Source organism: Microcoleus sp. A003_D6 (genome assembly GCF_036702825.1).
Classification (GTDB): Bacteria; Cyanobacteriota; Cyanobacteriia; order Cyanobacteriales; family Microcoleaceae; genus Microcoleus.
Genome location: NZ_JAUBWA010000021.1, coordinates 16,230 through 29,429 on the forward strand (window position 1 = coordinate 16,230; position 13,200 = coordinate 29,429).

A 13,200-nucleotide genomic window follows, 5' to 3' on the forward strand; every position below is an offset into this window, starting at 1 on the left:
CGCTCCGGGAAAAACTGGCGTCAAGCGTGCGTGTCGTCGGGATTTTTGCCCTCGTACACTAAGAGAAAGACTAAGCAAGAATCATATCTATTTACTAATTCAAGGAATTAGTCGTTAGTCTATCTTTTGCCCGGAAATAGATGATAGAAAGACGGTTTATGTCTCCACCATTAAGGCTTTTACACTACCAAATCTCTCTCTTAAATTATACCCTCAAATGTTGCTGTCTCTGTTTTTTTTGCTTTCGCACTCCCCCACTCATATCAATGATTGTGGGTGGAGAGTGCGATCGAAATTTAGCTAAATTGCCAGACTGTAGGTTGCCTCCAAACCGACTCAACAATTTGGTTGGTCAATACAAGTTAGCAATCCAACCTGTATATCGCGTACTCCCTACAGTGCAATTATCTCGGCTCAATTATCTGCGTCCAATTGTCTGAGCAATTGTCAAAGATTTTCTATGCTGCGAGCCACAACTTGTTGAGGGCTGATTGTTTCAGCCAATCTAGAAACTGAGTCCGATCCGGTGCTGGCATATCTTGCAGCACATCGCTAACTCCCTCAGCGAAGCCCGTATCGCCAAAATATGATTTGCCCAAACGGTGGAGTTCTTGCAATAAGGTCTTGAGATGTTGCTCTTGCCAAGGGGGTACCTTGTGATTTTGCAAGGGACTAACGGTTAGCCAATTTTTGATTGCATCAGGGGAGTCTGCCTGGGGGAAGTTTCCCTGCTGAAATACCTTGGCGATATCTTTCTGAAACGATGCGGCTTGCCTTGCGCCTAAGAGGTCTTCTACATCGAAGTAAACAGCTTGGAGCAGCAGCAGGCAAGCCTGCGCGAACAGCGGTGCTTTGGCGGATTCAGTACCTGCCGGTTCTTCGCCGGCAAGCTGATCTAAACGGACTTTTCCCCAGACGCTATATCGATCCGGCTCTTCTAGCAGAACACAGGCTTTGCCTCGGTTGTCGGTTAAGTCCCGCCACAAGGCTCTGGCGTCTTCTGCTTGCTTGCCGTTGAAGGCGCTGATTAGGCGAAAAGTCTGCCCCTGATAATTGAGAATGGGAATTTGTTGATCCCGTTTTGGGTGTTGAAAATTGGTTATTTCAACATCCTGCCGTTTCAGAATAAACATGACACTGCGATTTGACTCCTGTCATGGCCGAGGTGCTGTGCTTTTGACACTCTCCAAGCCTAAAGGCGAGGGGATTCTTGATTGAACGAGTCCACTTAAATTAGCAGGATTGCCCTCCTCAAGCGTTTTGATACTTTTTTGCTAACAAATGCTAACAAATATCTAAGCTGAGATTGTTTCTCAACCTTGGCATATAAACTAATGCACGAAGGAAAATCCCCCGCGCACAACTTACGACTGCTGTACTGGCAACGCTTGATTTTCGCGATCGTGCCGATCGGGCGATTGACTATTTTGCTTTGATGCCATAGAGTCCGCTTATATATAGAGGCTCCGTACCATCAGGGATTTTCACCTTAGTCTTTCAATCCTAGTTCTACCACATTTTTCTCAAATATCAACTCGATCGGAAGGTTCGCACACATAGCTAAAGATCGGCAAATTAGTCACTGTGGCTCAACTGCTATACAAAACTTGGCTAAATTTATCAAAAAATTGGGTTTTAAACCCCGTCCTTAAAGCACGGCTTTGTGTTACAATCGCGCTCGCGTCGGGATAGGGAACTGCCACGACTCTAAATAGCCTGGTCGAAAACGTAAGACTATGCTTGCGGAGCGGATGGATCTCGCCAGTGTCAAGAATCACCGCACCTCATAAAAACAATACGGGAAGCGGGAAACGAGCGTGGCTTCAGCCCTGAGAGGAAAGCGACGCGGGGGACTTCAGTCCCCGTGTCTTTGTGCTACAATCAGACCGGGAGTAAGAACAAAAACATCTACGTATTGAAGCATCCTAGTATCGGAGAAATCCCGGCTCCTATGAAACAACGGTTAGGTTTTAGTCCTAGTGCAGTATGACAGGAAAGAGCAAATAAAGGCAGGTTGTGGAGCGTACCGCGTCTTGGCTGAGTGATGGATTCTGAAAGCATTGAAAACAAAAGTAGCTAGAAACCTAAGCTTGACTTAGGCGACTAAGTAGACGGCGTTTGGCGGCCGTAGCGAGAGTTAGACTTGGGTTTTACCTAAAACTACTCTGTCAGCAGAATCTCAGCGGCTTCAGCCCTGAGAGTGTCAAAGTCGGTGAGTGTTTCAAAACTATTGCTTTTGATGCTTGACGTATTTTCGTACATCAAACCGGTTTATGCGTAAGTCATCAAATAGACCTCTTGCAAAAATAATTAGGACGGGCTCTGGGGCCCATCCCACAATAAAAAATAACTCTTGTGGGACGGGCCCCAGAGCCCGTCCCATCAATTGATGAAAGGATTTTTGCAAGAGGTCTAATATTTACTTGCTCGATCGCACACTGCACCGATACAATAATGTTGTTAGCAATTTTTGAGTTGGGTGCGTAACTCAGTTGGATAGAGTAGCTGCCTTCTAAGCAGCGAGCCGCAGGTTCAAGTCCTGCCGTACCCGTCAACCAAACCTAATGATATCAAGGGTTTGAGCCGTTCTTTACCGCAAAGGAGAGAGCGGCTCAAACCTTATTTGTTGTGCGTTTGTTTCGCATTTTGTTTCGCATTTGTTTCGGATTTCGGTATCCGAAACATTGCTTGTCTTGAACGCGCGACATCCAGCAGCCCTATTTCCGGTTGATACGGGGCGAATCTTCCCGCTTCCCGATGGCGATCGCTGCTACCCCTCTGAGTAGATGTTTGCCACAGCCGAGGTAGTATCATAAAAAGTCTATTGTGTCAATAGCAATCGCCTGCGATGCTAAAACAGCGGCAGCAGCAGCCGGTTGTGAGCCGAGTAGCCTTCAGGCGTTATCCTTAGTAGTCAGGCTAGTTTCCGACAGGTTTGGATATGTTCCCAGCAACTATATTTCATATTCCCCAAAATTTAATGCTATTACTCGACCGCAGCGCGATCGACCGATTAAAGCCCCTATTGGCGCAAGCAACCGGAATGCCGATAATTGCATCGGAAAATACGGCAACAATTGCACTCATATTGGTTGCTCTCTTAATTCTGGGTTGGGGGTTTTATCGCGCCAGACCTTTTGGCAAACTGGGAATTTTGGCTTGGTTGCAGTCAGTGGCGCTGATGAGTCCCTGGCTGCTGTTCTTTGGTTTGTTCGCCGCCGGCATTTACCTGAGTCTAGTTGCGGTATTGTTGCTGCTCGTCGCATCCACGGGATTGTACATTTATCTGGGCCGGCAATTGCGTAAGGCTGCCTCCGATGCAGTGCGGAACTCGCGCGATCCTGCTGAGTTAAAGTCCCAAAGCGACGGTTTCTCGGCCCCTGACTCTGGGCCGGCACCAGCCAAAGAAATGATTAAGATCGTCACATCGCCACCTGCGACTAATGAATTAGAAATAATTCCCGTTCCAGTTGAAGACCTCAAGGCAATTAAAGGCATCTTTGGCATCGATACTTACTTTGCCACAGAAACGATTCCCTATCAAGATGGGGTAATCTTGAAAGGCAATCTCCGGGGAGATCCAGAACAAGTACACTCGCGTTTGACGGCAAGTTTGCAAGAAAGATTAAACGATCGCTACCGCCTATTTTTAGTAGAAAATCAGGACGACAAGCCGGTAGTTATTATCTTGCCCAGCACAAACGACCCGCAGCCAGCTACCGTATCTCAAAAAATCCTAGCAGTCGTGCTGTTGCTGGCAACAATTGCTACCAGCTTGGAAACAGGCGGTTTGCTGCTGGGTTTCGATTTCTTTAACTCGCCGCATCGATATCTAGAAGTTTTGCCAATGGCAGCGGGAATTTGGGCGGTTTTAGGCTCAGGCGAAATTGCACGCCGAGTGGTCGCAAATAGGTACAAGATTCGCTTGAGTTGGCCGTTTTTTATACCAACTTTCCAGATAGGTTCTTTTGGGGCGATCGACCGTTTTGAGTCGCTGCTACCCAACCGTAAAGTTTTGTTTGACATCGCTTTTGCTGGGGCCGCGGCTGGGGGAACAGTTGCTCTGGCAATGCTGGTAACGGGTTTGCTGCTGTCTCACCCCGGCAGTTTGTTTCAAATTCCCGCAGAATATTTCAAGGGCTCGGTTTTGGTGGGAATTTTGGCAAAAGTGGTTTTGGGTTCGGCCTTGCAACAGCCGATTGTTGATGTTCACCCGCTGGTAGTTATCGGTTGGTTGGGCTTGGTAATCACGGCGATTAATTTGATGCCGGCGGGACAGTTGGATGGGGGTAGAATCGTACAAGCAATCTACGGCCGGAAAATAGCCAGTCGCGCGACTTTGGCGACGTTTGTGGTGCTGGCGATCGCTTCTTTAGTTAATCCTTTGGCTCTGTATTGGGCGATCGTGATTCTGATTTTACAGCGGAATCTGGAGCGGCCGAGCCTCAACGAGCTGACTGAGCCGGACGACGCTCGCGCGGCTTTGGGTTTGCTAGCTTTGTTCTTGATGGTTGCTGCGCTGTTGCCGTTGACTCCGGCTTTGGCGGGCCGTCTATTAATCGGGAACTAACAGCAGCCGCAGGACTTTCATGTAATCGGCTCTTGGGTTGCGGTAGATTAGTGAAATCTAGGAATTGGGCGATCGAACTGGGGAACGGAAGGGCGATCGGGTTCGTAACTACTAATTGCCACTTAAGAGCCCCTGGTTATTTATCTATTACCAAAGTTGATTTCTGTACAAACCAAAATTTGTTTAAACTCGATCGATAAAGTAAAAATCATCTATCTGAGCATCTAGGATAAAGTCATGGCTAATCAACTTCCTCCTGTATTGGTAACTTTTGATGCAGATGTTTTGATGGCTGGCAGAACCCAAGTGTGGCAAGAATATGCCCAGGTGGGAACTTGTTACATCCCGGAAGTAGTGTACGACGAAATAGATCGTCTGACAGGGCAAGCGGTGGAAAAAGCTCAAGAGCAAGTAGCTAGAGAATTTATGCGATTTTTTGCCGACAGCGGCTGGATTGCAACTGACGCTCAAGAGACGCACCGAGCTCTGGAACCTTCTATTAAAAATCAAAGCAAGCAAGCAATGCTGGTGGTGGCGACGGCTCAGTGCGTTTACGGTTTGGCTCAGGAACACCCAGACGAATTGGTGATTTTTGTGTCCAACAGCCAGCCTCTGCTAAAGCGGTTGGCTTCTGTGGGGGCTGCGAATCTCTCCGGGATTACCGGGGCGATGCTGTTAAATTGGGCGAGGAAAGGGGAACGCCCGCCGGCGGCGACTCAGCAATTGCAAAGTTTGATGCGCACCCTCGCCGAACGCAAATTGACTCAGCGCTCTAACAGTAGAATTCAGGATGCTGCTGTTGGCAAAACCGGGACTTCTGCTAGCAAGTTAACGGAGACGCGCGGCACTTCTGAGTTGAAGTCGCCCAGCAGTTCTACTAAAACTAATAAAACGGGTTTGACTGGGAGCCGCAGTGCGAGTTCGCGCCCCAAAACGCCGCGCAGTCTGGAGGAGACGAGAGATTACGAGCCGGCTGTATATCGCATGAAACATATTACACCCCCGAAAAAAAGGGACAGCGGTTTTCTGTCTGCTGCGTTCAATTTTTTGGGAGCGTTATTTTTCTTGACGGTAGCGGTAGGTATTTTGTGGCGAGTGTTCGATGTTAGGGGTTTTAGAAAGACTTTTGTGCCGGCTCTACCGCAGCCTGTGCGAGAGTTTGTCAAGTCGATCGACCCTAAGTGATCGACAATGCAACTCTTTTGACAATGCTGAACTGGAACGAAATAATTAGTGGATTAGCACTGGCTTTTGCAGGTTTTGCTTATGCTTTAGTCTTTTTTGTTCTTCTTCCCTTCAGACAGTACGATTATGCAGCACCACTTGGGGCAATAGCAATGGCGATCGCCCTTACTGTTGCAATGAATTGGCTGCTGTCTGCATCGTTGCTAACTGGGTGGGGTTGGGTGGCTGCATTATTTGGTTGTCAGGTAGCCCTCATGTTTTTTGGTAGCGTGTTTCTGGAAGATGGGCTGTACCTGCCAAATTTGTTGTTTTTTGGAACTACGATCGTAGGATGTACGAGCGTTTATACCAGTTTTTCACAACAAAAAACGCTGTTAATTGTGGGTTTATGTACAGTATTTTTCCTAGCCTCAATGTACTTATTTTTAATTGGCGGCTATGTGCTTAGAGGCAAAAATCCGTTTCAGGGTTCTTCTACCCAGATGCTGCCGTTGTTGAATCAAAGGGTAGAAATTAGCACCGACGATCCCAAACAATTGCAGTTGAATGGTAAAACGGGCGAACTCACTCAGATCGATCGCTATGAAGTGACAGTCAAGCTAGATGATGATAAAACATTCTGGCCTTATGTCCAGGTTTGGTGGCAGGATGTTAAGGCTGCGAACTAACGGAAATCCTCAGAATTGTTCATTTCGATCCCCGAATTCGGTCAAGTAATTTCAATAAACCCGCACTGACCGGAAAGCGAGACGCAAGCCCCTGGCTTTAGACACGGAGAAAAGTCGGCAGCGGTTTCAACCGCCTTCTTTTTTAAGTTAGTTAAAGTCTTAACGTATATACATTTTTTAGTGATTGTTTTACTGGTATAATAGTTTTATGAAACAACGATACCAATACCGCATATATCCAAACATTCAGCAAGCTCGTAGCCTTGCTAAATTGTTTGGTTGCTGTCGGGTTGTATGGAATGATTCACTAGCACTAAGCTGTTCTACATCTAAATTGCATTTTTTGTGCGGGCGAGACGCCCACCCCACAAGAACTTTATCAAATTGTGACTGTGTAGTTTAAATGCAGAACAGCTTACAATTATATACAATACTTGATTGTGACAATAAAAAGATGAATAACTTAAAACTGCCCCTCAAAGATATGGAAAAGTAAATAATTCAATTAGAATCTTTCATTAAAAGTGATATCGATGCAAGAGAACTTAAACGAGCAATAGCTGTAAGGATGGCTGTCGAAGGCAAGTTCTACCATGAGATTAGCAAAATTCTCGGTGTAAGTGAATTTTTTGTTGGTCATTGGAAAAAACAATTTCAAACCAAAGGCATCGAAGGAATCAAGCTAGGGCATAAAGGGTCGCCCGGGTATTTAACAGCTCTACAAAAGACTGAAGTAATTGAGTGGCTAAAGAATAAAGAATATTGGAATTTAGATGAGCTTGTTACTTATTTAGATCGAGAGTTTGGTGCGATATATAAATCTAAACAGAGTTACTATGAACTTTTCGATCTGCCAAAGATTAGTTGAAAAAAAACTCAAAAAATCAATCATAAATTGGATGTCGAACTGGTTAAAAAAAAGACGGAAGAAATTAACAACATTTTTTTACAAAACAAGGCTGGTATAGAATCTGGGGAAACAATAGTATTGTTTTTAGATGAATGTCATCTACTTCATGGCGACCTAAATGGTTATGTTTGGGGTCAATCAAAAATCAGAATTGAAGTCCCAATTACCAATGAAAAAGATAGACAAACTTATTTTGGCGCACTCAATTATCAAAGCAAAGAATTCCATGTTCAGAGCCATCCATCTGGTCATGGAAAATCAACAGTTAAATCCATAAAATACTTACAAGATAAATATAAAAATCGGAAGATTATCTTGATTTGGGATGGAGCCAGTTATCATAAATATGGCGAATTTAGAGATTGTTTATTAGAAGTAAATGGTGACAAAGAGCCTGATGAGTGGTCAATTACTTGTATTTTATTTGCTCCAAATACTCCCCAACAGAATCCCGTTGAAGATATTTGGTTACAAGTTAAAAAATTTTTAAGCAAGTATTGGTATTTATGTAGGTCTTTTAAGATTGTTAAATTTTTGGAGAGATTTTTTTACTAACGAACATAAATTTGATTTCCCCAAAATACATAAATATAATTGCACGCAGAAAATTAATTATGATTGCTCTAGGTCTAGAAAATCATTTAGGATTGCTATATCATTCCGATGCAACCGGAAACGATATGATTTAAGGTTTTTTAGAGGGGCCCAGACAATGCAACTGCCAGAAGAAAGAAATCGTGCATTGAAACAGAATCGTCTGGCAGAACTGAGACAAAAAATTGCTATCGGTACTCAGCAAATTGTTCAAGGAAAAGTGACTGATGGTGAATTAATTTTTACCAGATTGCAGGAAAAAATTTGCTCAATTTCTAAGTCTCAGGAATGAAGACACGGCAATGCCGTTTCCCTACCCCAAAATAATCAATCTTCCTCGCTTTTTCTGCAAGCATCGCCCGATTAATTGTAGAGAAACGGCACGGCGCCGTATCCTGAGTGTGGGTAATATCAATTCTGATGCCACCCGATTTGATATAAAACTAACACCGATCGAGAACCCTTTTTAAGCAATAAAAACCAGCGTTCCCTTGCTCATTTCCAAAGTATCGCCCATTTCCATACCGTTGTGAAAAGCACCCAAAATCACCTCGCTAGTTTTGCCGAAAGCGATCGCCCCGCTAGCATCAATTCCAATTGCGCCAAAATCCCGTTGACGATCGTCAGCTTCAGCAAAAGAACGCTCAAAAGCAGCTTTCAAACTGAAACCATCTGTCACCCGAATCACAATTCGCGCCGCCAAACACTCGTCCATAATGTGCTCGCCAATCCCCGTACAGCTTACCGCCGCACTTCCAGTCGCGTAATTTCCCGCCGGCATCGCTGAGTCGCTAACCCGCCCGATGCGCTCAAAACCCTTGCCGCCAGTCGAAGTTCCAGCAGCCAAGCGTCCGTGAACATCCAAAGCTACGACTCCGATCGTACCCATACCCGCCGGTTCGGCAACCACGTCAGCCATTGCTTTGCTAAAATTACCTTGGCGTTCCTGCATCCACTCGTGCAAGCGCAAATCCGTCATCGGATCGTAAATCGGCAATTGAAGTTCTCGCAGCAATTCCGCCGAACCAAAATCAGAGAGAACCCGATCGTCCGAATGCTGCAAAAATTGAGCAAGTTCGATCGGATGTTGAACGCGAGAAACATTAATCGCCCCGCTGAAACGCTGCATCAAACCGTCCATCAGCGAAGCACTCATCCGAATTTGACCGTCCGACTGCACCACAGAACCAGTACCGGCATTGAATCGCGGGTCATCTTCCAACAATTGGCAGCCCCGCACCACTGCATCTACGGCACTTGCACCGTCTTTCAGCAGCGGATAAACTTCCTCCAAAACATCGTAAAGCGATTTCCGCACCGCCTCAATTCCGCCTTTACTGTGTAGAGAACTGCCGGCACCGCCGTGAATAACTAGCTTTGGTTGCACTTGTTGCGATGCCATACTTATAACCTAATAACCTAAAATTTTTCCTTTGCAATCTTAGCCTCGATCGAGCAAATTACCCTAAATTCTTAATCTTGAGCGGCCAAACGGCGGCGGCGACAACAACGTTCGGAGCAGTATTTGACCTCATCCCAGCAGTCCGCCCATTTTTTGCGCCAAGTAAAAGGTCGATCGCACACCGGGCACATTTTTGTCGGTAAATCGGATTTCGCTCGCTGCTTGGCCATGCTAATTTTGACAATAGATTAACTAATTCACATTTTGTACCATTTTTATGAACAGGCTTTCCGGCCTGTTCCACAAGAGTTGAATTTGATTGTGGAACAGACATCTGGCGATTATGAACAGGCAAGATGCTTGTTCCACAAGAGTTGAATTTGATTGTGGAACAGGCATCTGGCGAGTATGAACAGGCTTTCCGGCCTGTTCCACAAGAGTTGAATTTGATTGTGCAACAGGCATCTTGCCTGTTGCTAAGGAAACAACCCAATTTCTGCCAAACATCTCCCCAAATAAAAATGCTCGAAACGGCCGACGCCAACATCCGAATAGTCTTAGTCGAACCCGCAGGCCCATTGAATGTCGGTTCTGTTGCCCGCGTCATGAAAAATATGGGTTTGCACCAATTAATTTTGGTAAATCCCCAGTGCGATTATTTAGGGGAAGAGGCCCGACTGATGGCTGTTCGCGCCGCCGACATATTGGAAACTGCCAAAGTAGTCGAGAGTTTGCCCGCTGCTTTGGTTGGGTGTGTCAGATCGATCGCAACTACAGGGGATGATTGTCGATCGTTACCAACACGACTAGAAGAACCCGCAGACGCCTTGCCTTGGCTCCTAGAAGCCCCCAGCGCCCTAATTTTCGGTCGAGAAGACTGCGGCTTGACCAATGCCGAATTAAACCGCGCTCAACGCCTGATCCGCATTCCCTCCAGCGACGCCTACACTTCCCTAAATCTCGCCCAAGCAGTCGCTATCTGCTGTTACGAACTATACAAGTCAGTTGTCAGTTGTCAGTTGTCAGTTGTCAGCAGCCAGGAAGAATCGGCTCCCTTGGAAAATTTAGAGGGATATTACCAGCAACTAGAAACGCTGTTACTAAAAATTGGATATTTGCAGCAGCACACAGCAGCAAGCCGGATGGAAAAATTTCGGCGTTTGTACAACAGGGCATATCCGACAGTAGATGAAGTCGCGATGCTTCGGGGGGTGCTGCGCCAAACAGAATGGGCAATAAAAAGTTACCCGCGAGAGACATTTTCTGATACTCTAGATGGGGCGTTGCCGGAAAATCCAACGGATAACTAGGGGAAATGCCGATAATTTGGGATTTGAGGTTGAGGATTTTTTTCACAGAAGACCTCTTGCAAAAATAGCTGGGACGGGCAAGATGCCCATCCCACAAAAAGTTTTTTCTTGTGGAATGGGCATCTTGCCCGTTCCAAAATTTGATTAAAAGGACTTTTGCAAGAGGCCTAGAGAACACTCTGCACCCACTTGTCACCTTCATAACAGGGTTTGTTGACTAAAAACCTAAGCTTTGCGATAATTTGCGAGCAATAAACCCGGTTGCTGATACCATGCAGCGTCTGGGGTAAATCTAAAATCTAAAATCTAAAATCTAAAATTGATTGGCTGGCAAGCTGAAAAATCTTAAACTTGAACTTTACAGTAGTGATGAAGGAGTAAGACGTGGCAGAGCGGTTTCCCAAAGGATCGATATTATCGGTGATATCCTCGATATCCTCTCCCAACTCCGGCTCAAAGCAGCCTAAGTCCGGCAAAGCAAGTCAGTCTGGCAACTCGGGCCGCCGCCGCCCTCCCCAACCGCAAAACGGCAATCCAGAAATTCGATCGCCAGAACCTTCGACTTTGCCACCGCAACCAAGCCGCAGCAGCAGAATTAAAGCCAATTCTCCCGCACCTTCGGAAGAATTGACTGCACAAGACTTTTTATCCGATCCCCGATCGGCAATTAACCCCAGAAAACCCCGAACCACCAGCAAAACTCCCCAGTCCAAGAGTCGCCAACCCCGCAAAAAGGGTCTCGCTGCTGTCGATATGTTCGATTTTCCCGACCCGAATCTGGAAAAAGTCAGTTCGATCGCCAGCAATCCCACCAGCCAGCTCCCAACTGCCACTCCCACTCCAACCCGTGGAAGTCGCCCCAGTTCGCCTCCAGCGCGCATTCCAGACACGGGAATGCCCCCAAATGCCAAAAAAGCCCCCCTGCCTAAACCGCGCCCGCAAGCGAGCCAGAAACCTGGCAAACGCTCTGCGCCTCGGAGCGTGCCGCCATTGGTGTACGCTACTCGCTTGCTGATTTTGGGAGTTGGGATTGCGGTGATTTGCGGGACGCTGCTGTCTGTGGTGAATGCTGTGAGTCGATCGACTGTAGCGGCAGAAGAACAAACCACCCCAGGGCAGCCAAACCCAGCCGATAGCGCATCTGCTGCACCCGCGGCCCCAGAAGCGCTGCAACTGAATCAAGAATTAGGAGCTTTAAAAACTCAAGTTCAGATTTTAGCCACAGAAAATCCTACTTTGACGGCCGGAATATTTCTAGTTGATTTAGATACAGGAAGCTACCTAAATTTTAACGGCGATGCTGCTTTTGCTTCAGCTAGCACGATTAAACTGCCAATTTTAGTAGCTTTTTTCCAAGCAGTAGATGAAGGCAAAGTGCAGTTAGATCAGACGCTGACGCTAAAGCCCGAACACATTGTGGGCGGTTCTGGGGAGATGCAAGACGACGCTCCCGGCAAGAAGTATTCGGCTTTGGAAGTTGCTAAAAAGATGATTGTTGTCAGCGACAATACGGCGACAAATATGATGATTGAGTTGTTGGGAGGTGCTGAGGTTTTGAATCAGCATTTTGCAACTTGGGGTTTGAGTACCACGGTTCTTCGCAATAAGTTGCCGGATTTGGAGGGAACTAATACTACCAGTCCGAAGGATTTGATTAATATCATAGCCCAGATCGATCGCGGAAATTTGGTTTCGGTCAAGTCGCGCGATCGTATTTTGCAAATTATGCGCCAAACTCAAAACGCTTCTTTGCTGCCGAAAGGTTTGGGCGAAGGTTCAGTTATTGCTCACAAAACCGGCAACATTGATACAATGCTAGCGGATGCGGGGATGGTAGATTTGCCGAACGGCAAGCGTTATCTAGTGGCGGTGATGGTGAAGCATCCGCCGGAAACCGAGAAACCAGCTCAAACATTGATTCGGGATATTTCTCGGATGAGTTACCGCTATTTGAACGACGGGGAAACGCCAGCGGATTCAAAATTGAAAATTAAAAATTGAAAATTCAACCGGGTTTTTTCTGGCAAGTCTCGTAGACGTTATGAAACTATAAATCTGTTTGTTTTATGAAACTCAACATCCGACTCACTTGTCTAATAGCCCTCTCAACTTTAGCTGTTGGAGTCTCCCCCACCTTGACTAATGCTAATCCTGCGCCTCAATATGAAACCGACGGCGTGACAGTGATTAACAATAATATCGAACTGAATCGGGCAAAAAACTTAGCCCGTCAAGCAGCAGAAAGGGCTAATGGGGGTTTAGGCAACTATCGAGCTGAAGCTTCTATGCACGGTACTTCTAAGGAATCGCCGTTTGTTGACAATGGCAATGGGACTTGGACTTTTACTTTTCAAGGGTACAAACCCGGTACGTCTGTCTATACTGTAGAAACGGTTGTTACGGTTTCTCAAGATGGAAGGGTGATAGTTGATTACAATGGGCCAATTCGCTAGTTATCTCAATTTTGAACAACTGTGCAAAGAGCTAAGTAGATTCGGTAAAAAACCCGGTTTCTAGGGTTCGGACTGCATCCAGGACTGTTTATACAAAATATTCCAGGT

General features: G+C 46.2%; 14 protein-coding genes and 1 tRNA gene. 11 read left to right on the forward strand and 4 right to left on the reverse strand.

Features of this window, described 5'->3' with window-relative positions; translation table 11 throughout:
- Nucleotides 1-458: 458 nt before the first annotated feature.
- Entirely contained in the window at nucleotides 459-1,133 is a 675-nt protein-coding gene (locus QUB70_RS08525; protein WP_332979624.1) for an Npun_F0813 family protein, read from the reverse strand.
- Between the two features lie 1,344 nt (nucleotides 1,134-2,477).
- Between QUB70_RS08525 and QUB70_RS08530 the strand changes: the two genes are divergently transcribed.
- A tRNA-Arg gene (locus QUB70_RS08530) sits at nucleotides 2,478-2,551 on the forward strand.
- A gap of 68 nt (nucleotides 2,552-2,619) precedes the next feature.
- Here the strand turns inward: QUB70_RS08530 and QUB70_RS08535 are convergent.
- Nucleotides 2,620-2,814, reverse strand: coding sequence for a hypothetical protein (locus tag QUB70_RS08535; protein WP_332979625.1), 195 nt, complete (start codon nucleotides 2,812-2,814; stop codon nucleotides 2,620-2,622).
- 127 nt (nucleotides 2,815-2,941) lie between these two features.
- Here QUB70_RS08535 and QUB70_RS08540 point away from each other — a divergent pair, with 127 nt between their 5' ends.
- The 7 genes from QUB70_RS08540 (at nucleotide 2,942) to QUB70_RS08570 (ending at nucleotide 8,219) form a co-directional block, all read left to right on the forward strand.
- Nucleotides 2,942-4,570: a site-2 protease family protein gene (locus QUB70_RS08540; RefSeq protein ID WP_332979626.1), complete on the forward strand. Its 1,629-nt coding sequence runs from the start codon at nucleotides 2,942-2,944 to the stop codon at nucleotides 4,568-4,570.
- Nucleotides 4,571-4,807: 237 nt separating this feature from the next.
- Nucleotides 4,808-5,755, forward strand: a complete 948-nt coding sequence (locus tag QUB70_RS08545; RefSeq protein ID WP_332979627.1) for a PIN domain-containing protein — start codon at nucleotides 4,808-4,810, stop codon at nucleotides 5,753-5,755.
- 23 nt (nucleotides 5,756-5,778) lie between these two features.
- Entirely contained in the window at nucleotides 5,779-6,423 is a 645-nt protein-coding gene (locus QUB70_RS08550) for a hypothetical protein (protein ID WP_332979629.1), read from the forward strand.
- A gap of 208 nt (nucleotides 6,424-6,631) precedes the next feature.
- On the forward strand, nucleotides 6,632-6,826 hold the full coding sequence (locus QUB70_RS32650; protein ID WP_442927738.1) for a helix-turn-helix domain-containing protein: 195 nt from the start codon (nucleotides 6,632-6,634) through the stop codon (nucleotides 6,824-6,826).
- 126 nt (nucleotides 6,827-6,952) lie between these two features.
- Nucleotides 6,953-7,291 carry a helix-turn-helix domain-containing protein gene (locus tag QUB70_RS08560; RefSeq protein ID WP_332979680.1) on the forward strand — a complete coding sequence of 113 codons (339 nt, stop codon included), beginning with the start codon at nucleotides 6,953-6,955 and terminating at the stop codon, nucleotides 7,289-7,291.
- A 27-nt stretch (nucleotides 7,292-7,318) separates the two neighbouring features.
- The gene (locus QUB70_RS08565) at nucleotides 7,319-7,888 is read left to right on the forward strand and encodes a transposase (protein ID WP_332979630.1); all 570 of its coding nucleotides are present in this window, start codon (nucleotides 7,319-7,321) and stop codon (nucleotides 7,886-7,888) included.
- A 157-nt stretch (nucleotides 7,889-8,045) separates the two neighbouring features.
- Nucleotides 8,046-8,219 (forward strand): hypothetical protein, encoded by a 174-nt coding sequence (locus QUB70_RS08570; RefSeq protein WP_332979631.1) that lies wholly within the window; start codon nucleotides 8,046-8,048, stop codon nucleotides 8,217-8,219.
- A gap of 174 nt (nucleotides 8,220-8,393) precedes the next feature.
- On the opposite strand, the gene QUB70_RS08575 is transcribed toward QUB70_RS08570, so the two are convergent.
- A complete protein-coding gene (locus QUB70_RS08575) occupies nucleotides 8,394-9,329 on the reverse strand; it encodes an isoaspartyl peptidase/L-asparaginase (protein ID WP_332979632.1) in 936 nt (311 codons plus the stop codon).
- A gap of 58 nt (nucleotides 9,330-9,387) precedes the next feature.
- On the reverse strand, nucleotides 9,388-9,663 hold the full coding sequence (locus QUB70_RS32655) for a hypothetical protein (RefSeq protein WP_442927739.1): 276 nt from the start codon (nucleotides 9,661-9,663) through the stop codon (nucleotides 9,388-9,390).
- Between the two features lie 187 nt (nucleotides 9,664-9,850).
- Here QUB70_RS32655 and QUB70_RS08585 point away from each other — a divergent pair, with 187 nt between their 5' ends.
- The 3 genes from QUB70_RS08585 to QUB70_RS08595 all read left to right on the forward strand — a co-directional run bounded on the left by QUB70_RS08585 (nucleotide 9,851) and on the right by QUB70_RS08595 (nucleotide 13,092).
- Complete coding sequence (locus QUB70_RS08585; RefSeq protein ID WP_332979681.1) at nucleotides 9,851-10,639, forward strand: RNA methyltransferase; 789 nt, start codon at nucleotides 9,851-9,853, stop codon at nucleotides 10,637-10,639.
- Between the two features lie 420 nt (nucleotides 10,640-11,059).
- Nucleotides 11,060-12,640, forward strand: a complete 1,581-nt coding sequence (locus tag QUB70_RS08590; protein WP_332979635.1) for a serine hydrolase — start codon at nucleotides 11,060-11,062, stop codon at nucleotides 12,638-12,640.
- Between the two features lie 65 nt (nucleotides 12,641-12,705).
- Nucleotides 12,706-13,092: a hypothetical protein gene (locus QUB70_RS08595; protein WP_332979636.1), complete on the forward strand. Its 387-nt coding sequence runs from the start codon at nucleotides 12,706-12,708 to the stop codon at nucleotides 13,090-13,092.
- The last annotated feature ends 108 nt before the right edge of the window (nucleotides 13,093-13,200 follow it).

What these genes read in the sequence shown, in the direction of transcription:
- QUB70_RS08595 (WP_332979636.1), top strand. Translation starts at nt 12,706, where the DNA reads ATGAAACTCAACATCCGACTCACTTGTCTAATAGCCCTCTCAACTTTA.
- QUB70_RS08525 (WP_332979624.1), bottom strand. Translation starts at nt 1,133, where the DNA reads ATGTTTATTCTGAAACGGCAGGATGTTGAAATAACCAATTTTCAACAC.
- QUB70_RS08545 (WP_332979627.1), top strand. Translation starts at nt 4,808, where the DNA reads ATGGCTAATCAACTTCCTCCTGTATTGGTAACTTTTGATGCAGATGTT.
- QUB70_RS08585 (WP_332979681.1), top strand. Translation starts at nt 9,851, where the DNA reads ATGCTCGAAACGGCCGACGCCAACATCCGAATAGTCTTAGTCGAACCC.
- QUB70_RS08540 (WP_332979626.1), top strand. Translation starts at nt 2,942, where the DNA reads ATGTTCCCAGCAACTATATTTCATATTCCCCAAAATTTAATGCTATTA.
- QUB70_RS08575 (WP_332979632.1), bottom strand. Translation starts at nt 9,329, where the DNA reads ATGGCATCGCAACAAGTGCAACCAAAGCTAGTTATTCACGGCGGTGCC.
- QUB70_RS08570 (WP_332979631.1), top strand. Translation starts at nt 8,046, where the DNA reads ATGCAACTGCCAGAAGAAAGAAATCGTGCATTGAAACAGAATCGTCTG.
- QUB70_RS08535 (WP_332979625.1), bottom strand. Translation starts at nt 2,814, where the DNA reads ATGATACTACCTCGGCTGTGGCAAACATCTACTCAGAGGGGTAGCAGC.
- QUB70_RS08550 (WP_332979629.1), top strand. Translation starts at nt 5,779, where the DNA reads ATGCTGAACTGGAACGAAATAATTAGTGGATTAGCACTGGCTTTTGCA.
- QUB70_RS32650 (WP_442927738.1), top strand. Translation starts at nt 6,632, where the DNA reads ATGAAACAACGATACCAATACCGCATATATCCAAACATTCAGCAAGCT.
- QUB70_RS32655 (WP_442927739.1), bottom strand. Translation starts at nt 9,663, where the DNA reads ATGTCTGTTCCACAATCAAATTCAACTCTTGTGGAACAGGCCGGAAAG.